The sequence below is a fragment of the Peribacillus simplex NBRC 15720 = DSM 1321 genome (assembly GCF_002243645.1).
Taxonomy (GTDB): Bacteria; Bacillota; Bacilli; order Bacillales; family DSM-1321; genus Peribacillus; species Peribacillus simplex.
This window is the reverse complement of the sequence record NZ_CP017704.1, coordinates 3093279-3115593: the sequence shown is the minus strand read 5'-3', so window position 1 is coordinate 3115593 and position 22315 is coordinate 3093279. Positions and strand designations below refer to the sequence as shown.

Below are 22315 nucleotides of genomic sequence, written 5' to 3'. Positions count from 1 at the left end.
GCGTTAGCCAATCCTTCCCCTGGCATATGACTTAAAGCCGGTCTCTGAAAGGATTGTCCCTGTTTGTTGAATGACCTTTTAGTTTTTATCTTTGAGGCTAATATGCCCGTCCCTCCACACAGCGCTTATCACTTCAACATCCATGAAACGCAATAATCCCTGTTTAACTTAATTCATCAGCGCTTTATGTAAGTCAGGTGGGATGGATCCCTTATTCCGGGCCTGGATAAGACTTAAGTAAAAATGCAGCCATCGTCATACCTTGAATGCCTCCGCCAATAATGATCCATTCCAACATGAAAACATGAACTTACCTCCTTTTACATCCATCCTCTTCAATAAAACATAATCATTACGATTTAAATCTCAAAATTACTTCGTTTCACGGTGAAGCGTGTGTTTCTTTAATCTCGGGCAGTACTTTTTCAATTCGATCCTGTCCGGATTATTCCGCTTGTTTTTTGTCGTGATATAATTTCGGTCCCCTGATTCTGTGCATGCTAAAGTAATGTTTACTCTCATTTTTGTTTCCTCCTAAAGTTTTTTAATGAACGATTTCCGAAAATGCAGGCAATCGATCTTCATACAGAGACCAATCTTGCTGCAACTCAATTTCCGTCAATAAGCATTGATCTAATTCATTTTCGATTTCCTGTTGATTCATTTGAATGCCAATCATCACCAGCTCCGTCATCCTGTCACCGTATACTGCATTCCACCGTTCCAATAATTCAGGTGCTTCCTTTAAAATTTGGCGCTGTTCTTCCTCAGGGTAAGCTGCAATCCATTTACCGGCTGCTTGTAAAGTTAATGACGGTCCTGCCTGCGATAGCAAGCCTGCCGTATCATTTCTCGATGCCAGCCAAAGGAAGCCCTTTGCCCTCACCACTTGTACGGGCCAGTTTTCTAACCACGCCATCAGCCTCTCGGGATGAAAGGGTATTTTCCTTCTGTAAACGAAGGAAGAAATCCCGTACTCCAGGGTCTCCGGGATATGCTCTTCATTCAATTCCTTTATCCAGCCAGCTCCTTGGCTTGCCTCTTCAAAATCAAATAAATGTGTATTCAATACATCCTTTAGCGGCACCTTGGAATGGTTTGTTTCGATGATCCTCGCATCCGCATTCATCTTATGAAGAACCGCTTTCAATTCCTCAACGGCGTCAGCATCCATTAGATCGATTTTATTTAACAAGATGACATTGGCGAACTCTATCTGATCTATTAATAGATCGACCACTTCCCTGTCATCCGCGGTATCAGTTGCCTGCATCCTGTCGATAAGTGTTTCTCCGGAAGTGAAGTCTTGCCAAAAGTTATACCCATCAACAACGGTAACCATCGTATCAAGCCGGCAATATTCCGATAAATCAATTCCCATGCTTTCATCGACATAAGAGAAGGTTTGGGCTACAGGTACCGGTTCGCTTATCCCAGTCGATTCAATCACGATGTAATCAATATCCCCTTGTTTCGCCAATTTCTCCACTTCAATCATCAAATCCTCACGAAGCGTACAGCAAATGCAGCCATTCTGCATTTCCACCAGTTTTTCATCCGTCCGGGTAAACCCTCCCTGTTTGACCAGCGAGGCATCAATATTGATCTCACTCATATCATTAACGATTACGGCAACCTTCAGATCATTCCGATTTTCAAGAATATGATTCAAAAGCGTCGTCTTTCCCGCACCAAGGTATCCACTCAATACCGTAACCGGAATTTTCTTCATCTCCATCCTTACCACTCCTTTGCCTGATTTCTTCGCTGCACATAAATCAAAATCATTACGATTTAAATACCAAAGCTATCACCCATGTAAAAACACTCTTTAATAATAAAACGTAATCATTACTATTTGCAAGTTTTTTTCAAAATTACCTCCGAATACTTTTCCCGATCGAATGTTATCACGATTGCTCCAATACTGCTGCATGGGCAATCACGGATAAATGAAAGGTGCTGACATTCTTCATAAAACTAAAAACAAAAATTAAATGGAAGCCAATTACACATAACATCACGTGTAATGAACCTCCATTGCTGTTTTATCATGTATTGTACTCCATATTGACAAGCAGCTGATCATCAACAACGTTTCATAATCCAATACATTTTTCTTTTTCTTTGTTGCAAATCGAGAAAAAAATTATTGGTTACTATGCTTATTCCGCCATTTCCCACCCTGAAGATTTTACTGTCTCTTGTTCAAAAGTTTCAATCTCTCTCTGTTTCGCCAATTTAGAAGCTTGTGACACGGACCACGTTAAATTCCCAAAGGCAATCACTGTCCCGATCGAGATAACTAACACCTTTTTACAAAGTATTTTCTTCAATAGCTTCCTCCTGAGAATGTATTGGAATACTCTAAATATAAACCAACATTGTTAACCTAATATGGAGCAGCTGTAAATGTACGAAATTGTTTTTGTACATATGTAAACTTAAGTTTGCACACAAAAAAGCTGAGTGCATATGCAGTCAGCTTTTCATAGGTACTTCTTATTTATAAAACACTTTGTCGACGTTGTATTTAGCATGAAGGTTATTGATCATGTACGTTTCATAGATTTCACGTTCCATAGCGTCTTCGACTAAAAGAATGTCAATTTTCTTGACTTCATTACGATGCTCTTTAATCGGCGAAACATTATCCTCGAAATGCTTCTTGACCCTTGGTCTTAATTTACGAGCTTTACCGACAAAAATCAGCTCATCGTTTTCATTGTAAAACAAGATGATGCCGCCTTTATCACGGGGAATCAAATGAAAATCGATAAACCCGTAAATTTCAGGAATGACAGCTTCGTCTCCTTCTATAACTTGCTTTCTTTGTTTGATGCTTATATCCGCTGCAGGGATTTCAATTTTAATCATTACAATTCACGTCCTCTATTTGTATAAGGTGAAACTTCAATCGGAATCAAAACTCCGGTTTCACGCCAGGCTCATCGCTTTAGTCTTAAAGGTAAATGGTATCATAATTATGAATGAAAAGCCATGTATGCCTTGATCGGTTTAGATGATTCTGGATTAAATATAAAGAAGAAGGCTCGCTGAGAGCCTCCTTCTTTATCGGAAATATCCGTTACCACCTGTGAGCCTTTGCATTGCTTCTTAGTATAATGTTTGTTTGCGATTCTTGCGTATGGCCATTAACTTGAGAATTTGAACGCTTAGGTCTTGTCCAATTATGGTGAAACTTTTGAGAATGTGGATCTAATTGACCTTTATAGCTCATTCTGTGTCACCTCATCATTAGGATTTGGATATTCCGTTCAGTGATAGAAATCCCTATCACTTGTACTAGTATTTTATTTTTCCAAAGCATTTATACATATTCTTTAAAAAGCGAATTCAGCTGACTTGCCTTTTGCAAGGCCTTCCCCTTCTTCATCCACCGCATCACTTGTCATGAGGGATATGCCCTTTATGTTTCCATCATTTAGAATGAAACCAATGTTTCCGCTTTTTGAACCGTTTCCTTCTATCTCACCAGTAAGTTCTTCTAAGTAGATCTCATCTTCCCATGTCAGATGTTCTCCGCTGTCCGTTTCAAGGAAAGCAACTGGGGAAAACTTAATTTTTTTATCCGTATTGTTTTTGATTTCCACTTTCACTTTTACGATATCGAAATCTTCATCATGCGTATAGCCGTGGAAGAAATCAATCATGCTGTAATCCGGAGTGGCATGCATCACTTTCATTTCTTTGACTTCAACCTCGATCGGGCCAACATTCAACGTTTCATTCACTTTTTTATAGGCCTTCAAAGTTAATTCGCCTTTTGCATCGGAAACGTCCTGACCGATCTGCTTCAAGTTTATATCATCAGGAAGCTGTGGATTCGGAACATAGACATCCTTTTTTTCCAGTGGTCGGGCAATTTCCTCTGTTTTTTCTTTAGCTGTCGTTTCTTCTTCGTAAGCTGGTTGGGTATTAAGAGCACCAAATGCCGTCAATAACAGGGCACCAATCATCAGTCTGTTCATTGAATCCCTCCCTGAAGTGTTATTACTTCTTTAATAGATCAAAGATGATTTTGGCATGATCCGTGTTATCGACCTGACCGGCAAAACGTTCTTTATATGGCCCGTATGCATAGACCGGAACATCTTCACCCGTATGTCCCCCGGTAGTCCATGCAGTATTGGTCCGATTGTCGAATATGGCTTCAATGGCATTATCGACGTTCGTCACATTTTTTGATTTGGCAGCTTCTGTTACCGTTTTGATTTCATCGTCAGTTAGCTTCACTTCATTTTGGTTAATATATTGCTTTAAAGTCTTTTCAACATCGGCCCCTTTGACGATGGCATCCGCCATGAAGTCAGGGGTGCGTTTGGCTGCCTTGATCGGTTCACCATACCAGTTATATATTCCTTTGGCTCCGATCGAGAATCCTCCTGTAGAGTGATCCGCAGTAGCCACCACTAAGGTATGTTTGTCTTTCTTCGCGAATTCGATGGCTGCTTTGTATGCTTTTTCAAAGTCCTCCATTTCACTCATTGCACCTACGATATCATTATCATGTCCTGCCCAATCGACCTGGCTTCCCTCGACCATAAGGAAGAATCCATCTTTATTTTTATTCAAACGCTTAATCGCCGAACTTGTCATGTCTTCCAAAGAAGGCGTTTCACTTGGGCGATCAATCATTTTCGGGAGTCCTTCAGAAGCGAATAAACCAAGGACCTGTTCATTTTTGTCCTTAAGCATTTGATTTTTATCAGTCACATAACTGTAACCGTCTTTTTCGAAGGCTTTCGCCAAATTGACATCAGGCCGGACAAAATTGGATTTCCCACCGCCCAATAGGACGTCGATTTTATGTTTGCCCTTGATTAAGTCATTATAATAATCGTCTGCGATTGAATTCATGTTTTTCCGATTTTCATCATGGGCGCCAAAAGATGCAGGTGTAGCATGAGTGATTTCTGAAGTGGCAACCAATCCCGTCGCTTTTCCTTTTTCCTTTGCTGCTTCCAATACGGTTTTGACTTCAGATTTATCATTATCCACTGCAATGGCAGCATTATAAGTCTTCACCCCGGAAGACATTGCCGTTGCGGCCGAAGCTGAATCCGTTATATTTTGAGCAGAGTCCTCAGGGTAAGTCATCTGCTGGCCAACCAAGTATTTATCAAACTCTGTCCGTTCTGCCACCTTCGTACCAGGGTTATCTTTTAAATACCGGTAAGCGGAGGTATAGGAAACACCCATGCCGTCACCGATCAGAAAAATCACGTTATTAATTTCTGGTTCTTTTTTTGCATTCCCCTTTGCCGAAACACGATCCGCAGCGGACCATGATAAACTTCCAAATGCTAATGCAGAAACGAGCGTGATGGGTAAAACCTTTTTACTCCATGTGCGATTCAAATGAATGACCTCCCATTAATGTTTTCTCTTTAATTAAACTATAAGTGAAGAAAATGAACTCAATGTCAAGGCTATGTAAAAATGCAGTAGGATAATTGTTAAGACAAGGTAAAGGCAGCATGACTCGGAATTGTATGCCACTTTTATGAAGTTGTTGGTTATTCAGGAGAATCATCAGTAGTGGGGTCATATTACAGGTTTTAGAGGAATGAAAAAGATTTAGTTAACACCAGCGAGGTAAGTGATCTTGAACAAAGTTCTTTTCATTCAACGTCTTCAAATCGGGGTAATTTGTTAGGAGTTTGAAAGTGCTAAAGAATTAATGGAGAAAAGAAAAAAAATTCCGGTTGTTTTCAGAAATCCGCTCCCTTTCCGCCAACTGTCTACCAAGCGTCTAGCGGAGTCTCGGCTAGCCAGTTATTCGGCAGGAGTGTCGTAAATTTCTTCAAACTAGTGAGGGTTTCATAAAACAAGAAAAAACCATAAAGTCCAACCTTCTTAAACATGGTTCGGGATGGGACCCTTCCGAATCCCCTATTGTCGATAAACTGAAGCATTCAATCAGGATGCTTTATTTTCGCTTATAGAACTCTGTCGGGGGCCTGGTTATGGAGGTCATGCTATATTAAAAAGCGCTCCATTCAAAGAGCGCTTTTTTCACTATTATTTCTCTACAACTAAGCATTCCAAAGCACGGGCCGCATTCACTCTCGCCAACTCGATTGAATCGGCAGACGACAGGGCGACTGCGACCCTTCTACCTGCCTTTGTTACAGGTTTTCCGAAAAGACGCACTTGTGTATTCGGTAAAGCCAAAGCTTGTTCAACACCGACTATAGAATATTCCGATAACTCATCTTGCGCTTTTAATGGACGGCTGGCACCTGGGCTGATCAGCTTGATTTCCGGGATGGGAAATCCTAGAATCGCACGAATATGAAGGGCAAACTCGGACAAATTCTGAGTCACTAATGTCACTAGCCCCGTATCATGCGGACGTGGGGAAACTTCACTGAAATAGACTTTATCCCCTGAGAGGAAAAGCTCAACCCCGAATAATCCGTACCCTCCAAGTTCATCTGTAATGGCATGGGCAATTCTTTTCGCTTCCATTATTTGCGCTTCTGTCATATTATGCGGCTGCCAAGATTCAATATAATCCCCGCCCTGCTGAATGTGACCGATTGGAGCACAAAACATGGTACCATTTACGGCCCGGACAGTAAGCAGCGTAATTTCCGAATCAAAACGGATAAATTCTTCAATGATCACCCGTCCATTTTGAACCCGGCCGCCTTCCATCGCGATTTTCCAGCAATCCTCCAGGTCACCTTCCGTTCGGCACACACTTTGCCCTTTACCTGAGGAACTCATCAGCGGTTTTACGACATTGGGAAAACCAACTTCCTTGGCAGCTTGGACAAATTCTTCATATGTATCGGCGAATTTGTAGGCTGCGGTCGGAATCTCCAGGGTTTCAGAAGCCAACCTCCTGATTCCTTCACGATCCATAGTCAATTTAGCCGCTCTTGCCGTCGGAATGACATGAAAGCCTTCCTCTTCCAATTTGACTAGTTCAGATGTAGCGATGGCTTCGATTTCCGGTACAATCAAATCGGGTTGTTCTTTTTCTACAACTCCCCTTAGTTGCTCCGCATCCAGCATATCGATCACATAACTGCGGTGAGCGACTTGCATGGCAGGGGCATGTTCATAGCGGTCTACAGCAACGGTCTCCACACCCAGTCGCTGTGCTTCAAGTATGACCTCTTTCCCCAATTCACCCGAGCCCAATAATAAAATCTTTTTCGATTTATACATTCAGTCTCTCCTCCTTAATACTTCAAAATCATTATATACGAACTATAAACGAATAAACATAAATATTTATTCGTATTTTCATTTAAAATCACACTGAAAACTGGAAATGAATATATTCATTTTAGTTTTCGAATACCAACTTGACAAATGGGATTAATATACTTTATACTACTTTTATATAAAGTATATATATAAGCTGACTAGTTCACTGGAGGCTCTCTATTCAATAGGAATAGGGGGTTTTTTCGTTTTTATCAATGAGGGAGGAGTTTACTATGCAAAAGGAAATGCTACGGACCATTTCCCCTGTCATGAATGAGAAGCAAAATGGGGGCTTAGAAGATATGGAGTACCTTAATCTTCCTGACAGACTATTTTTCCACTGGTGCCAGCAGAAATATAGACTGAATAGAGGGGTTTACAACACGATCGATCATTGGTTCTATGAATATGGCATTGTCCATATTCTTCACCGCCGGATCAACCTTTTAGCCTTTTTGGATTTCGCTTCTACCTCGGAACAAGAAGCCGGAAAGACAAAGTTCATTAAATTCGGCAATGGTGGCCTAAGGCAAAAGTTACAGGAATTCATTGCAAATTGACCTGAATCTTATAGGGCCCTTATCAGTAATATGCCCATTCTCCACCTACTGGTAAGGGACACTTATATGAATGTCGAAATTTGCATTACGATTATTTTTGTAAATGTAAGCGCTTTCTATTATAATGAAATTAGGTTGGATGGCATGCGTGGCCGTCAAAGTATATGGCGTAGGTGGGGCCAATACTAGCGCTAAGGAAGTCAAAGAACTTCTTTACTGCAAAACTATCAGAATACCTTTTGGTAGGGGCTGCAACATTACTGGGACATGGAGAATGTCCGTTAATTTTAGGCTAAAAGGCGAGTTAATCATGCAATCGATAAGTAAAGCATAACTTTACTTATTTTTTGCAGCAGCCCTCATCGTTTCAAGTCTAAGAGTTTATAAGACTAAAAAGCTCTTCCCCATGGTAACGGAGTTGAGCTTTTTCATTTGGTCAAAATTCACATATATAACCCAGCTAAGAAAATCCCAAGCGACTTCTGATAAATCTCATCGAACTGTGATATAGGCAGGGGATTGGTTCCTTTGCCCAGCTCCACGGTAAACCCCGGCCTTCGCCAATCCTGAATGTACCAATCCTTATACCCTGCATAACTATTGGCGGATTTGACAGGCTCATAACCACTGACCCTCGCAAACTCATTGACTATCGTTTCCGACTCGGGTGGTTCCAAATCTTCAAACCCCCAATAAATGACCTCTCCTTGGGTATGGAAAGCAAGAACTTTGCCAAAATCACGTTTTTTTGTCAACTCTGACATTGCAATAGCTTCTGGCTGTGTAAGCGGCCCTTCCCCGGAATAATTTGCCGGACCTGGATCCGTTACATTATTGCGTGCTTGTTCCAGTTCCCATTTGGCTGGAAATTGATCATTCAGATCCACCCCGTTAATATTGGCTTTCCAGCCAGAGAAGTCTTCGCTGCCATTATTCCATTCGACGAGCCGTCTTCTCAATGACTCATCTGCAGGAGGGCCTTTCAGAACCAACTCCACTCCGTCCGGATTCACCATTGGGACGATCGACAGCATCGTCTGTTGATAAAAGGGAAACATAGATAGACCGCGGATGTCAGCCTGATTCGTGATTGCGAGTAAATAATCATTTAAAAAGGTCATGATCACAGGCGTCGTTATCCACTCATTCGCATGAAAGGAACCATTATAGTGAACTCGTTTGTTACCATTTCCAATCAGCACTTCGGGGATATCCCTTTCAAGCACCGAGTCCCCGATGGGGGAGTTTTTAATAAATGGATAGATATTTTTCAAACGTCTTACATCGGTCATCATCGTCTCATAATCATATTCTCGGTTTCCTTGAATTAGCCTCCACGTAATCCTTAATGGCACAGAAATTGTCTGGCCAATTTGCAGGGCATTCGGGTTGAGATTGGGATTAACCAAAAATAGGGCATCCAATGAAAGATTACGTGACCTGGCAATTGCCCATAACGAATCACCTTGCTTAATGCTATAACTGGTAGTCGTAAAGCCAGGAATTTTGATTTGTTGACCAAGCATAAGTGCAAGTGGATCAATCCCATTATTGGAATCAATGATAAGTTGGTAATTCACCTTGAATAATTGGCTATAATACCACAAGGAATCATTCTGCCGCACAAAAACGTCCATACTGCACCTCCTCTTAACCAAATGTATGCTGATTCGATTTAATTATTGCCAAAGCACCCTGTTCTGGACTACATGATTATTGAAAAGTCACTCCTCAAAATGAACCAAAGTGGGGCATCATCCAGAATGCTTAGATATGCTCAGTACTTCCAAACTTACCCTCAGGTTCTAATTTTCGATATCTTTTGAATTTCGCCATCCGATCTTTTTCTTTAATCCAGCCCAGATGCTTCAAGCGAATGTCGGATAACTTGTGAGGCAATTCAAAGACATTTTCTGCAAATCTCCCACAATGCTGAGGCCTATCGTTCCATTTGCATTCATATCCCTCCCGATACCTGACCAGGAACGGCCAGTCATACCGGTGAGCGCACCAGCGTTCATCCTCCCTGTAATGGGTTTCATTCCAAAAGTCATATAACCGGATTTTCTTGATCGCTCACCTTCATTTCATCAATTAAGAAAATGCTAAGCTCATTCCCTACATCCAATCTTTTAAGAACTTTTGTAAAATATGTGGTTTCTGGTAAATTGGACTGCCTACTAAATCCCGATTCTTTTACCAGTCATTAATTCCAGCCTTTACCGATAATCTAAGTAACTGGCCCCCCATTAATCTGACAGCATGACTTCCTTTCAAACTTTTATAACTATATATTCTTACCGAACTTGTCGGGTGTCATTTATATAACGGTGCCCTCCATAAACAAACAAAACAGGCATCCATTCATGAATGGATGCCTGTTTGCATTTTAATAGATTGGGAGTCCCCTATTTTACGCTTCTTGCGGTACGGGCAAACCTAAACCTTCGGCTATGCGCGTTCCGTATTCTGGATCGGCTTTGTAAAAATGACCGATTTGACGAAGCTTGATTTCTTCCAATTCCACAGGTTTCATTGCGCCCACGATCGTGTCAACAAGGCGAGTTTTCTCTTCGGCACTCAATAGACGGTATAAGTCACCCGCTTGAGTGTAGTGATCATCACTATTATGACCAACTTGTTCAGCTTGCCCAGTCACCTCGAAAGGAGTGACTTTATTTTCCGTTGATTCGGCAGGGCCGCCAAAACTATTCGGCTCATAATAAACAGATCCCTTGCCATTGTCGTCTGCACGCATGAAGCCATCACGCTGATAGTTGTTCGCTTCCACTTTCGGACGGTTCACCGGAAGCTGGTTATGATTCGAGCCCACACGGTAACGGTGTGCATCTCCATATGCGAATAGACGTCCTTGAAGCATCTTGTCTGGAGAAGCTTCAATCCCTGGTACGAATGTTCCCGGTGAGAACGTGGCTTGCTCTACTTCAGCAAAGTAGTTTTCAGGATTTCTGTTCAATTCCATACGGCCAAGCTCGATCAGCGGATAATCTTTTTGAGACCATACCTTCGTCACATCGAATGGATCGAAACGGTATGTATCCGCATCTTCCAGAGGCATGATCTGAACATATAATTTCCATGCAGGGAAGTCCCCTTTTTCAATGGCATTGAAAAGATCTTCCGTATGGTAATCAGGGTTTTCACCTGCTAGTTTTGCAGCTAGATCCACATCAAGGTTTTTGATGCCTTGTTCTGTTTTGAAGTGGTATTTCACCCAAACTCCTTTTCCTTCAGCATTCACCCATTTAAATGTGTGGCTTCCGAAGCCATGTGTATGACGAAGTGTAGCAGGAATGCCCCGGTCGGACATCAGGATCGTTACTTGGTGCAAAGATTCCGGTGAATGTGACCAGAAATCCCAAACTGCCGTAGGGTTTTTCAAATGTGTTCTTGGATCTCTTTTTTGTGTATGGATGAAGTCGGGGAATTTAATCGCATCGCGAATAAAGAATACAGGCGTATTATTACCGACGATATCGTAGTTTCCTTCTTCCGTGTAGAATTTAACAGCAAATCCACGCGGGTCACGGACTGTATCAGCAGAACCCAATTCACCTGCAACTGTGGAGAAACGGATAAAAAGATCTGTCTTCTTGCCCACACCATTGAAAAGTTTAGCTTTCGTGTACTGAGAAAGGTCGTTCGTTACTTCGAAAGTTCCGAATGCACCGGCACCCTTCGCATGAACTACACGTTCAGGCACACGTTCACGGTTGAAGTGGGCTAGCTTTTCCAATAAGTGTACATCTTGAATGAGTACCGGGCCTCGTTCGCCGGCAGTGATCGAGTTCTGATTATCTCCAACTGGCGCTCCCCAGCTTGTAGTAAGGTTTTTTTTATTCGACATAATTGAACCACCTTTTCATTATTATTTATGTATATAATGATAAAGCTTCTCAAAAGCTTCTCAGAAAAAAATCAATACTTATTTATAATAATTTTAATATAATAATTAATTCATTGTTTTTTGTTTGATGATATAATTCCTCACTCATCCATAATGTGGTTAATCTAATAGATATAAACGTTGACGGAACAGCATATTGACATAATTTAATTCCTAATAATGGTATACGACCCTTATAACCAATATTCCTTCATGACAAGTGATTTTATCATTTCTCCTACTAATGGGATAGTAATCGAGAATGATTACGAATATTCATAGTTACTTTGCGCTACTTCTCCTATTTCCTTCTATCTTATAACAAACCGAATTGTTCTCCTGTGACTTTGTTCACTTCATCAGCCTTTATTTACATGACAATAGAAGGATGCATAGAAACTGATTTTTTCATTGCTTTTGTGAACCCTATCTTCAGCAGAACTCTCCATAAATTGAATGAAACAAAAGGCATTCACCCTAATTTCGCTAGAGAAATTGTAAACATGCTGGTTTGTGTTCGTATAGAAAATAAGATACTATTACGTTAAAATGACCGTCCAATAAGAGTAAGGGTGATATATATGAATGAGCGCAAACAACTGGTAGTAAAATATGCACACCAATTATTTATTGAAAAGGGTTATCAAGCAACTTCCATTCAGGATATTTTAGATTATAGCGGCATTTCAAAAGGAACATTTTATAACTATTTTTCTTCTAAAAGCGAATTGCTTAAGGCAGTCTTCCTAACTTCGCAAGAAAAATTCGAAAAAGAGCGGAATGAATTGCTGATTGGGCAAAACCTTGCAGATATTGAAATATTCATCAAACAATCCGAATTACAAATGCACTCCAACAAAAATAATAAAATCTTTTTCTTATATGAAGAAGTAATGATTTCAAATGATACCGAACTTAAGAGCTTCATAACACATGCTAAATTCCAGCATATCCATTGGCTATCAAAACGGTTTCTCGACATTTTCGGTGCTGATAAAAAACCTTATATTTTGGACTGTGCCATTCTTTACTCGGGGATGATGCATCAAACGATTCATTTTAATGCCTTGGCTAAAGAGCCAGATTTCAACCCTACTGAAATTATCCGTTATTGTGTCGATAGGATTAAATCGATTTTCGAAGATGTCAGCACGTCAAAAGCACAGCTTTTGGAACCAGATCTCATCAAGCAATGGCTGCCTGAGTGCTTCCATACACAGCAGGATTTTCATACAGCACTCCTGCACTCTGCAAATGACCTAAAAAAATTGATCTTGAGGCTCTGCCAAGATGATGAAGCGGAACGGGTTAAAAACTTAAAATTGATTCACTTTATTCAAGAGGAATTATTACAAAACGTTGAACCGCGAATCTTTCTCATCGAAAGTGCCCTGCTTTCCTTAAACACCAATCCAAAATTGAAAAACACATTGGAATTAGGTGAATTCGAAAAGATCATCGCCAACAACTAAATAGAACCTAATGGGTCCCGTTTTGTAGACAAATGGGGTTCTTTCGGCGGAAAGGGAGCGAATTTCTGAAACAACTGGAACGTTTTTAATAGAAAAAAACTGCTCTGAGACCCTTAAATGGGTCTTTATCCAATCTGGAGGAATACATATCGTATTCCTCTTTTTTTTGTGACAATTCTGCAACATATAACTGAAATTCATGAAACTTTAGTATAATGACTTGTAGTAAAGTGACTGCAGGAGGAGTTTTTCATGAACATAATAATGCGTTTTCTTACCAACGGGCTGGTATTGCTCGTTATTGACTGGCTTCTCGACTCCATCACGATTAAATCTTACGGAACTGCCCTGCTGGCGGTTTTAATATTATCGATCATGAACTTGCTTGTTAGACCCATTCTCCAACTTATCACATTGCCGATCACCATCCTGACGTTCGGGTTGTTTTCTTTCATTATAAATGCCTTCACATTCCAAATTACTTCCTATGCCGTCAGTGGCTTTGTAATAGATTCATTTTGGGGAGCTTTAATCGGATCATTGTTATTGAGTTTCATTCAAAGTCTTCTTATAAAACAGAGTAAAAAAAACCGTCAGTAGCATGCTGACGGTTTTTCGTATCCATTTCATTTCCATAACAGCCTTCGATATTTCCCGGGCTATTTCCCTAAATTCCGCCAAGCTTCACTAGCTGTTTTCTCTCATTTTTGACATTTCAGAAGGAGACAGCGCCTAATATCCATAACTTTACATATACATGCCGATTTCTCTGGAAATGGGTATGAATCGATTTATGGAGGAATGACATGTTCACAAAACATGAACCAAGATTTGCTCTGCCCATTTTACTCGTGCTCGCTTTCTTTATTTCCGCTCTTTTCATCACCCCATCACTAGCCGCGGCTGGCGATGGCAGCTTGTCATCTCCTTACTCCGTTTCCCAAGCCATTGCGAATCAAAACAGCACGATTAAAACGGTCAGTGGATATGTGACGGGGCAGCCCACGTCAGCCAATACCGTCGTCACGAGCAGCTATCCGAATGATTATGCCCTAGCATTGGCAGACAGCTCTTCGGAAACAAACATTGCCAATATGGTATATGTTCAGATTCCAACCTCCTTCCGCTCTGAATTTGGGTTAAAAACACATCCTTCTTTGAAAGGAAAAAAAGTCACCGTAACCTGTACACTGAGTGCGTATTTCACCCATCCAGGCTTGAAAGATATATCTGCCATGTTTTCAGGGAATGATTCACCAGAACCGGAGACACCAGGGGGTGACTCATACTATGATTCAGCCGTTGGAAAATCAGGGTCTTCGCTAAAGAATGCCCTCCATGAAATCATCGATGACCATTCGGAAATATCGTATTCAAATGTCTGGGAAGCTTTACGAAAAACCGATGAGGACCCGAATAACGCCAATAATGTCATTCTTCTTTATACAGGGCGTTCTCAAGGAAAAACGATGAACGGATCTGGTGTTAATGATTGGAATCGTGAGCATGTATGGGCGAAATCACATGGTGATTTTGGTACCACTTTAGGACCCGGCACCGATCTGCATCACCTTCGGCCGACTGATGCTTCTGTCAACAGTACAAGAAACAACCTGGACTTTGATAATGGAGGTTCTGAACATACCGAAGCGATAGGAAATTACTATGACTCCGATTCGTGGGAACCTCGCGATAGTGTCAAAGGTGATGTCGCCCGGATGCTGTTTTATATGGCGGTTCGTTACGAGGGTGATGCAGGGGAAGTGGATTTAGAGTTAAATAATCAAGTGAACAATGGTACCGCCCCTTATCATGGTAAATTGGCTGTCTTACTTGAATGGAATGAACAGGATCCTGTAGATGCCTTCGAGCGTAATCGAAATGAGATCATTTATAATCAATATCAGCATAATCGCAACCCTTTCATAGATCATCCTGAATGGGCCTCCGCCATCTGGCGATGATAAAACGAAAAAGCTGTTCCTTTTTATGAGGACAGCTTTTCATCATTTAAAAGTCTAAATTTTTAGAAAAATCACATAATTATATTTTGTTTAAATAGCATTACAATTAGTTTTGGAAGATTATTATTTGATGAAAACAGATGGGATCACTTCCATAGTAAGCGTTTTCATTTTTTTCTTTACATTCTTTCTATTAAAATATATTATTTAGTTGTAATATTATGTGAAAAATCAATAAATAATATGTATTCTCCTCTACTAGTGATAAAATGCTAGATAGAGAAAATTAAACTCCAACATAGAAAAGGGGAAAATTATGCAAAACTCCAAAGAATCTCAACTACATAGAGGTTTGGAAGAAAGACATATCGCATTAATGTCTCTTGGCGCAGCCATTGGAGTCGGTTTATTTCTCGGCTCGGCATCTGCAATTAAATTAGCTGGTCCAGCCATCATCATTTCTTATGCCATTGGCGGGCTTATGATCTATCTTATCATGCGTGCACTTGGTGAAATGGCGATAAAAAATCCAGTCGCAGGCTCTTTCAGTCGCTACGCAAGCGAATTTGTCGGTCCTCTTGCCGGATATATAACCGGATGGAATTACTGGTTCGTTTGGATTGCCACCTGTATGGCTGAAATTACGGCAGTCGGAATCTATATGCAATTTTGGTTCCCTGATACTCCGCAATGGGCTTGGGCGTTAGCCGCACTTGCCATCATGACAACGGTTAACTTTCTTGCTGTAAAAGCTTACGGTGAATTGGAGTTTTGGTTCGCCCTAATTAAAATCGTTACGATCATCCTTATGATCGTCCTTGGCTTCGGAATGATCATCTTTGGTCTGGGGAACGGCGGAATCGCGGTCGGTTTCGGCAACCTTGTTGAAAATGGAGGATTTTTCCCTAATGGGATTTCCGGTGTCATCCTCTCGTTCCAAATGGTCATGTTCGCTTATTTGGGAATTGAAATGCTCGGTGTAACCGCAGGTGAAGTTAAAAATCCTGAAAAATCTTTAAAAAGAGCCATCGATACCGTTTTTTATCGGATTTTACTTTTTTACGTTTTGGCTCTGACAGTCATTTTATCGATCACTCCATGGGATGAAATGAATGGAGAAAACAGCCCATTCGTTATGATGTTTGATAAAATCGGTATTCCAGGAGCAGCAGGAATCATTCAGTTTGTCGTACTGACAGCGGCCCTTTCATCTTGTAACAGCGGGATCTTCAGTACAGGAAGAATGTTATTCAACCTAGCGCAGCAAGGTGAATCACCAAAAAGTTTCGAGCGTACAACAAAGTCAGGCGTTCCTGGCGTTGCCATTATCGTTTCGGCTGTCGTGCTTCTTTTCGGTGTTTACCTTAACTACATGGAAGCCGATAAAGTTTTCACTTACGTCACAAGTGTCGCTACATTCGGTGCCCTCTGGACATGGGGAACCATACTTGTCACACAGATTATGTCTAGACGGAAAATGAGTCAGGGAGAAAAACAAGGCTTGTCTTACAAAATGCCTCTTTTCCCATTCACTTCTTATTTCACTTTAGCCTTTTTAGTATTCGTAATGGTAGTACTCGGTTTTTCAGCAGATACAAGAATCGCTCTAATCGTTGGTCCGATTTGGATCTTACTGCTGGTAGCCCTGTATTATGTGACCGGCTTGCATAAACGGAATAGATAAATGTCAGAGGGTGTCCAATCTAATTGGCACCCTCTAATTCTGCCTTCACCTTTTACCCCTTCTTTTGATCACCCAATGGACCACCGCACCAGCTCCGCCTAAAATAATGAGGATAGGCAAGTTTCCTATTATAAAAACAATGATTCCTGAACCAGCTTTAAGTAATAGATTCGCACTCGTTGCAAGTTGTTTCTTCGTTCTCTCCCATGTATTCAATTCCTTATTATCAATGCCCGGCACAACTATCCGGTCCTGTGATAACGTGATGGTAACCGTCGAATATGAGGTCTGGTTTTCAAGATACTTCATTTGCCCGGTCAGCTGCTCTATTTCTTCTTGCACCACGGCAAGATCGGATGATATTTTCAGCAAATCTTCCGTCTTCTCAGCATCCTTCATGAATGCAAGTAACCTTTCCTCTACTGCCCTCTTTGACTTCAATCTTGCTTTTAAATCTACATATTGTTCCGTTACATCCTGCCCTGTCACATTCCTTCCGACCACTTCTGAAGCCTCGCCCTCGCTATCGGCTAAAAAATCCTGGAAATGGGCTTCAGGGACCCGAACAGTGATCGTTCCTTCCACCAGTTCTTCATCTTCCCTGTATACATTGGACTCGACAACATATCCGCCATATTCAGCCACCTTATTCTCAATCTTTATTTGTGCCTTTTCAAGGTTCTTCACCTTCAACTCAAGCTGGGCTTGATGGATGACCTTTCTTTCATCCGTCATCCCTTCCTTTTCCGCTACTTCTTCCTGCACTTTATTCCCAGAAATTGAAGCGTCCATTTTACTCTCCGCCTTTTCATCCTGTACTTTAGATGCTGAATCATCCTTTTCATTACTGCTGCATCCAGCAAGTAAAAGGTACAGACTGAACATAAGCATCATTATTTTACGGTTCATCGGTATCCCCCCTTTTCTTAATAGTACCGACGTAAAGTTTGGAAGAAAGTTACACTTCTTGATTAAAGGGCATGTTTTATTTTCAGATGAAAAGGTAAAGGTATAAGAACATCCAAATTATGAAGAAAGAAGTGTATCCATAATGAACTACGGAAAATTAGCTAAAAGTGTATTGGTACCTGTGGTCGGAGGTTCACTTGTGGGGATATTCGCCACAAGGAATTCAAAAGAAATTTATGACAAACTCAAGAAACCTGCTTTTGCTCCTCCTTCCTGGACTTTCCCCGTTGCTTGGACCAGCCTTTATACGATTATGGGCATAGCGAAATATCGCATTGCATCCAAAGAAAAAGAATCGAAGTCCGCTGAACTCCTCTACGATACTCAACTGGGGTTGAATTTCTTATGGTCTTTTTTATTCTTCAAATGGGGCCTGCGCGGAACAGCATTTATTGAAATGGCTGCACTGCTGACTTTGATTACATTAGCGGCATTCGAGTTTTATAAAATAGACCGTACATCAGGTTTAGCGATGATTCCCTATATCGCATGGGTCACCATGCTATTTGGATTAAACTTTTCCATCTTCAGAAACAATTAATCACAAAAAGAAGCGCCCCTTGTACTAAGGAGCGCTCTCTTTTATAGTTTCACGAGTAAACCTCAATTAATTATTGATATTCGTAATTCTGCCTTCAATTTCTGCCGTGATCTTCCCGCCTTTAAACGTTTCTTTCACATAGTTAACGAAAGCTTCCAGATCAGCATGCCCAAACACACGCTCTTTTCCTTTCAGGACGGTATAGTTATCACCGCCGCTTGCCATGAAATCATTGACGGCCACCGTATATGTTTCGGTATCCTTGATCAGTGTTCCATCCGCTTTCTTCAATAAAGTGACACGTTCCGTGACAGGTTTACTGAAGTCGGCTGTATAGCTCAGTCCAGAAATTTGCAAAGTTTTCGGAGATCCTTCAACGATCCATTGCTGTTGCAGCAGCGTTTTCACTTCGGCTCCAGTCAGTTCCAGCTTAACCAATACGTTTCCGAACGGCTGGATTTTCGCTAAGTCGGAAAAAGTGACTTCTCCCTTTGGAATATCTGCACGAATTCCACCTGGATTCATGAAGGCAAAATCGGAATTCAAATCTGCCTTCATCGAATCGGCAATTAAATTCCCAAGGCCCGTTTCCTGTGTATAGGCATTGGTTCTTAAAATTTTCTCATCCGTTGTCCCAAGCGGGGCCTTCAACTCGGGAAACATGTCTAGGTAGTCGTTAATGAATTTCGTCGTCCCGGCATCCGGTGTGATGCCGTCTTGTGTAACCGTGACAATCTCAGCTGACCGTTTGACAATATCCTTTGTGTTTGGATCGATTTCCAAATCCACATCTTCAAAAGCAGTTCCATAAGAGTAAGCCTGTACAATTAATTTATTATCCACATAGTTGTTGACCTTTGCATGATTATCTCCGGCTAAGATCACATCTACTTCATCATCCACGGCATTAGCAAGATCAGCTACTTCGCCTGTGATGACCCCATCCTTTTCAGTTCCTGGGTCATGGGAGATGATCACAATCGATTTGACGCCCTTTTCTTTCAACTCATTAACCGCCTTATTTACGGCAGGTGCCTGTTCTATGAATTCCACATTCTTAATGCCATCCGGACTTACTTTTTGAGGTGTGGCATTCGTGACTACACCTATGAACCCAATATCAATCCCGCCGACCTTTTTTATGACGTAAGGGTCCAAAATCGGTTTTTTCGTGTCTTTATATACGACATTGGCTACTACATACGGAAAGTTCAATTTATCGAATACCACATCGGATGTTGGCGACTTTCCGCCATTGATTTGAGCCATCAGGGTTTCTACCCCTTTGTCGAATTCATGGTTCCCGACAGTTCCAACATCGAATTTCATATTATTCAAAAACTGAAGCGTCGGTTTGTCCTGAATCAAAGAAGAAACGGGAGCACTTGCCCCAACAGCATCCCCTGCCGAAAGTAAAAGTGTATTTTCAGGGTTTTCAGCTTTACGCTGCTTCAAGTGCGCAGCTAAATAATCAGCACGCCCTTGTTTGATACCGCCAAAATCGGAAGTGGTATCAAGCTGACCGTGAAGATCATTGATTCCGAGCAGTTGCACCTTAACGTTTTCTTTCCCCAAATTGAATTTGTAAATGCCAAAGCCTTTATCATCCTTTTTGCCTGTATAGGAAATCGGGCTGTCTTCATTTAAATACTCAGCACCTTTTGGTGATGAGGTGAAAGTAACGTTCACCTTGCCTGAAATCGGGGCGATCGACCAGTTATTATCAGCGGTTGGATTGATTTCACCCTCTTGTGTGATGTAATCCATCAAGATCTGGCGATTTTCATCCGCAGAGTCGACTATATATTCGCTGCCCTTGACTCCCGGGAAGTTCCCTCCGCCCGAAGCACGGTAATTATTCGTCACGACGATGAAATCTTGATTCGGGTCCACTGGTTCACCATTATATTTCAAATCTGCAATCCTGCTTGAATCCGACACTTTTATCCCTTTTTCATCATAGCGCGGAGCCTTGGTGACATCGATTTGATACGTAACGCCGTCAATCACATCAAAATTATAGACGGCAAACTTTCCATTAAGCAGCTCCTGTTCCTCAGACTTGGCAGGATCGATTGTATTATATTTTCCTGCAGACATCTCAAGCCACTCTTTAACCACGGACCCTTTGATCTTGATTGCCTTCAAGGTATTATCGTATAAATATAAATCACCGGCGCTGCGAATGGTCAGTCCGCCTTCCTTGATTTCGGTGAATTCCTCGACTCCATTGCGACCCGCTTTGAAAGGGGCTCCTACAGAGAGAATGGGCAAGACTTTGTATTCAGGGCGGTTGCTTTGGATGTATTTTTCTACATACCATTTCTGTGCGCTCGTCACGACCTGTACGGAAGGATCGTCTTGCACAAGGGCGAAATAACTATGAATTGGAGCTGTAGTCGTTCCTATTGGCGTGTTAACATACTTGATCGTTCCTTCGTGATCCCTCTTCACGGCTTTGACGACAGATGCATCTTCAGCTGCTTTTTTTCCTGTTATTTTGTCGTTGATTGCCCGTGTTGATGAATCGGAGTTGACGACTTTCCATTTCCCCTTGATATTCTGGATATCAAGATCGATGATCCCGAGATTACTGCCGCCATATCCTGCTTGAACGGCTGGTACACCATTGATGGTACCCTTTTTATTATCCACGCCTTTAAGGATTTTTCCTTGGCTATCCTTAAATAGGCTGTCTAAAGAAGCTTCATCTTGTGCCGGAAAGACCTTATGCGTGTGGGAGAACGTGATGGCATCGATGCCGGACACCTTGCTTAATGAATAGATGACATCCTCGGTATTCTTGGTATCGCCATTAAACCCGGAATGTGTGAGCGCCACGATGACATCCGCGCCCTTTTTCTTCATTTCAGGTACATATTTTTTTGCAGTCGTGACGATTTCTTTTGTAATGACCTTCCCGTCAAGATTCGCTTTATCCCAATCCATGATTTGCGGTGGGGCAAATCCAATGTAACCTATTTTCACTGATTTTTCTTTTCCATTGATGTCCTTTACTTTCTTCGTGACGATTTTATAAGGAGTATATTTATTTTTATCATTCTTTGGATTATTGTCTTTATCTTTTTTATAAACATTGGCATTGACATAAGGGAAGTTCGCATCGTTGGTGGCCTCGTCCAAATAAGATAAACCATAATTGAATTCATGATTTCCGAAAGTGGCCACATCATAGTCAAGCAAGTTCATCGCTTTATAAACGGGATGGACTTCACCTTTTTTCAGAGGCGCTATTTTCGCTTTGTACGTACCTAGGGGGGTCCCTTGAATAAGGTCGCCGTTATCCACTAAAACGCTATTTTTCACTTCTTTTCGTGCCTGTTTGATTAAAGATGCCGTACGAGAAAAACCGACGGAGTCCGAAACGGCATCCTTATAATAATCATAGCTCACCAGATTAGTGTGTATATCTGTCGTTTCCATGATCCTTAGTTCAAATGGTGCATCCGAAACGGAGGCTGCCAAGCTGTTGCCGAAATTACTCGTATTGCCGTTATACTTGGAGACAACCGATACTTTTACCCAATAACCAGATTTGTATGTGTTAAAGTACGCAGAGAACTTTTGGGCCGATTTAATATCCGCCTCAACGGCTGATTGTGAAATGACCTTCGTCCCACTCATTAATTGGAAGACAACGGTTTCATTTCCTTTGTTCCCTTTTTTCGGGGTGACCGTTACAGTCGCTTTGGTGCCTTTTGTGTAATTAACAGTAGGAGCTGAAATGATAAATGGTTTAGTCGTGACCGGTTTCTTATTAGCCTCTTTGGCGGATGTCTCCCCCGGTACGGTAAATGGGGCTGTAATCAAACTCACAGCAAGAATCGGGGCGAGCATCTTATTAACATGCATCTTGAAAGACATACTTCACAACCCTTCTATTTTTGTAAAATGCTAGAATAATATATCATGATTTTGTCGAATAATCCCCAATATTTACCTTAATATTACG

General features: G+C 41.4%; 19 protein-coding genes. 6 read left to right on the top strand and 13 right to left on the bottom strand.

What is annotated here, in order from left to right:
- Window positions 1–372: 372 nt before the first annotated feature.
- From rpmG to purT, 8 genes are all read right to left on the bottom strand, one after another.
- The gene (gene rpmG, locus BS1321_RS14925) at window positions 373–522 is read right to left on the bottom strand and encodes a 50S ribosomal protein L33 (protein ID WP_034310390.1); all 150 of its coding nucleotides are present in this window, start codon (window positions 520–522) and stop codon (window positions 373–375) included.
- A gap of 22 nt (window positions 523–544) precedes the next feature.
- Window positions 545–1738, bottom strand: coding sequence for a GTP-binding protein (locus tag BS1321_RS14920; protein WP_063234122.1), 1194 nt, complete (start codon window positions 1736–1738; stop codon window positions 545–547).
- Between the two features lie 427 nt (window positions 1739–2165).
- Window positions 2166–2336, bottom strand: coding sequence for a hypothetical protein (locus tag BS1321_RS27525; RefSeq protein ID WP_155726482.1), 171 nt, complete (start codon window positions 2334–2336; stop codon window positions 2166–2168).
- 166 nt (window positions 2337–2502) lie between these two features.
- Entirely contained in the window at window positions 2503–2883 is a 381-nt protein-coding gene (locus BS1321_RS14915; protein ID WP_174524179.1) for a nucleotide excision repair endonuclease, read from the bottom strand.
- Window positions 2884–3088: 205 nt separating this feature from the next.
- On the bottom strand, window positions 3089–3241 hold the full coding sequence (locus tag BS1321_RS14910) for a YpzG family protein (RefSeq protein WP_081112966.1): 153 nt from the start codon (window positions 3239–3241) through the stop codon (window positions 3089–3091).
- A gap of 103 nt (window positions 3242–3344) precedes the next feature.
- On the bottom strand, window positions 3345–3992 hold the full coding sequence (locus BS1321_RS14905) for a DUF4352 domain-containing protein (protein WP_063234120.1): 648 nt from the start codon (window positions 3990–3992) through the stop codon (window positions 3345–3347).
- A 22-nt stretch (window positions 3993–4014) separates the two neighbouring features.
- Entirely contained in the window at window positions 4015–5382 is a 1368-nt protein-coding gene (locus tag BS1321_RS14900; protein ID WP_094246615.1) for an alkaline phosphatase, read from the bottom strand.
- 663 nt (window positions 5383–6045) lie between these two features.
- Window positions 6046–7203 carry a phosphoribosylglycinamide formyltransferase 2 gene (gene purT / locus BS1321_RS14895; RefSeq protein WP_063234118.1) on the bottom strand — a complete coding sequence of 386 codons (1158 nt, stop codon included), beginning with the start codon at window positions 7201–7203 and terminating at the stop codon, window positions 6046–6048.
- A 275-nt stretch (window positions 7204–7478) separates the two neighbouring features.
- Here purT and BS1321_RS14890 point away from each other — a divergent pair, with 275 nt between their 5' ends.
- Window positions 7479–7805 carry a hypothetical protein gene (locus BS1321_RS14890; RefSeq protein ID WP_232522692.1) on the top strand — a complete coding sequence of 109 codons (327 nt, stop codon included), beginning with the start codon at window positions 7479–7481 and terminating at the stop codon, window positions 7803–7805.
- Between the two features lie 443 nt (window positions 7806–8248).
- On the opposite strand, the gene BS1321_RS14880 is transcribed toward BS1321_RS14890, so the two are convergent.
- The 3 genes from BS1321_RS14880 to katA form a co-directional block, all read right to left on the bottom strand.
- Window positions 8249–9442: a M14 family metallopeptidase gene (locus tag BS1321_RS14880; RefSeq protein WP_063234116.1), complete on the bottom strand. Its 1194-nt coding sequence runs from the start codon at window positions 9440–9442 to the stop codon at window positions 8249–8251.
- Window positions 9443–9673: 231 nt separating this feature from the next.
- Window positions 9674–9826 (bottom strand): hypothetical protein, encoded by a 153-nt coding sequence (locus BS1321_RS14875; RefSeq protein ID WP_155726481.1) that lies wholly within the window; start codon window positions 9824–9826, stop codon window positions 9674–9676.
- 392 nt (window positions 9827–10218) lie between these two features.
- Window positions 10219–11673 (bottom strand): catalase KatA, encoded by a 1455-nt coding sequence (gene katA, locus BS1321_RS14870; RefSeq protein ID WP_063234114.1) that lies wholly within the window; start codon window positions 11671–11673, stop codon window positions 10219–10221.
- Window positions 11674–12293: 620 nt separating this feature from the next.
- On the opposite strand from katA, the gene BS1321_RS14865 reads away from it, so the two are divergent.
- From BS1321_RS14865 to BS1321_RS14850, 4 genes are all read left to right on the top strand, one after another.
- Window positions 12294–13184 (top strand): TetR/AcrR family transcriptional regulator, encoded by an 891-nt coding sequence (locus tag BS1321_RS14865; RefSeq protein WP_063234113.1) that lies wholly within the window; start codon window positions 12294–12296, stop codon window positions 13182–13184.
- Window positions 13185–13436: 252 nt separating this feature from the next.
- A complete protein-coding gene (locus tag BS1321_RS14860) occupies window positions 13437–13784 on the top strand; it encodes a phage holin family protein (RefSeq protein WP_063234112.1) in 348 nt (115 codons plus the stop codon).
- A gap of 206 nt (window positions 13785–13990) precedes the next feature.
- Complete coding sequence (locus tag BS1321_RS14855) at window positions 13991–15148, top strand: endonuclease (protein ID WP_063234111.1); 1158 nt, start codon at window positions 13991–13993, stop codon at window positions 15146–15148.
- A 316-nt stretch (window positions 15149–15464) separates the two neighbouring features.
- Window positions 15465–16832, top strand: coding sequence for an amino acid permease (locus BS1321_RS14850; protein WP_063234110.1), 1368 nt, complete (start codon window positions 15465–15467; stop codon window positions 16830–16832).
- A 45-nt stretch (window positions 16833–16877) separates the two neighbouring features.
- Here BS1321_RS14850 and BS1321_RS14845 read toward each other — a convergent pair whose 3' ends face one another.
- Entirely contained in the window at window positions 16878–17741 is an 864-nt protein-coding gene (locus BS1321_RS14845; RefSeq protein WP_063234109.1) for a DUF4349 domain-containing protein, read from the bottom strand.
- Between the two features lie 142 nt (window positions 17742–17883).
- On the opposite strand from BS1321_RS14845, the gene BS1321_RS14840 reads away from it, so the two are divergent.
- Entirely contained in the window at window positions 17884–18342 is a 459-nt protein-coding gene (locus BS1321_RS14840) for a TspO/MBR family protein (protein ID WP_063234108.1), read from the top strand.
- 66 nt (window positions 18343–18408) lie between these two features.
- Here the strand turns inward: BS1321_RS14840 and BS1321_RS14835 are convergent, their stop codons facing one another.
- Window positions 18409–22227: a bifunctional 2',3'-cyclic-nucleotide 2'-phosphodiesterase/3'-nucleotidase gene (locus tag BS1321_RS14835; RefSeq protein WP_063234107.1), complete on the bottom strand. Its 3819-nt coding sequence runs from the start codon at window positions 22225–22227 to the stop codon at window positions 18409–18411.
- Between the last annotated feature and the right edge of the window lie 88 nt (window positions 22228–22315).

Bases quoted from the DNA above. Each gene is read 5' to 3' on its own strand.
- rpmG (WP_034310390.1), bottom strand. From the start codon at position 522: ATGAGAGTAAACATTACTTTAGCATGCACAGAATCAGGGGACCGAAAT.
- BS1321_RS14920 (WP_063234122.1), bottom strand. From the start codon at position 1,738: ATGGAGATGAAGAAAATTCCGGTTACGGTATTGAGTGGATACCTTGGT.
- BS1321_RS14910 (WP_081112966.1), bottom strand. From the start codon at position 3,241: ATGAGCTATAAAGGTCAATTAGATCCACATTCTCAAAAGTTTCACCAT.
- BS1321_RS14905 (WP_063234120.1), bottom strand. From the start codon at position 3,992: ATGAACAGACTGATGATTGGTGCCCTGTTATTGACGGCATTTGGTGCT.
- purT (WP_063234118.1), bottom strand. From the start codon at position 7,203: ATGTATAAATCGAAAAAGATTTTATTATTGGGCTCGGGTGAATTGGGG.
- BS1321_RS14890 (WP_232522692.1), top strand. From the start codon at position 7,479: ATGCAAAAGGAAATGCTACGGACCATTTCCCCTGTCATGAATGAGAAG.
- BS1321_RS14880 (WP_063234116.1), bottom strand. From the start codon at position 9,442: ATGGACGTTTTTGTGCGGCAGAATGATTCCTTGTGGTATTATAGCCAA.
- BS1321_RS14875 (WP_155726481.1), bottom strand. From the start codon at position 9,826: ATGAACGCTGGTGCGCTCACCGGTATGACTGGCCGTTCCTGGTCAGGT.
- katA (WP_063234114.1), bottom strand. From the start codon at position 11,673: ATGTCGAATAAAAAAAACCTTACTACAAGCTGGGGAGCGCCAGTTGGA.
- BS1321_RS14865 (WP_063234113.1), top strand. From the start codon at position 12,294: ATGAATGAGCGCAAACAACTGGTAGTAAAATATGCACACCAATTATTT.
- BS1321_RS14860 (WP_063234112.1), top strand. From the start codon at position 13,437: ATGAACATAATAATGCGTTTTCTTACCAACGGGCTGGTATTGCTCGTT.
- BS1321_RS14855 (WP_063234111.1), top strand. From the start codon at position 13,991: ATGTTCACAAAACATGAACCAAGATTTGCTCTGCCCATTTTACTCGTG.
- BS1321_RS14850 (WP_063234110.1), top strand. From the start codon at position 15,465: ATGCAAAACTCCAAAGAATCTCAACTACATAGAGGTTTGGAAGAAAGA.
- BS1321_RS14845 (WP_063234109.1), bottom strand. From the start codon at position 17,741: ATGAACCGTAAAATAATGATGCTTATGTTCAGTCTGTACCTTTTACTT.
- BS1321_RS14840 (WP_063234108.1), top strand. From the start codon at position 17,884: ATGAACTACGGAAAATTAGCTAAAAGTGTATTGGTACCTGTGGTCGGA.
- BS1321_RS14835 (WP_063234107.1), bottom strand. From the start codon at position 22,227: ATGTCTTTCAAGATGCATGTTAATAAGATGCTCGCCCCGATTCTTGCT.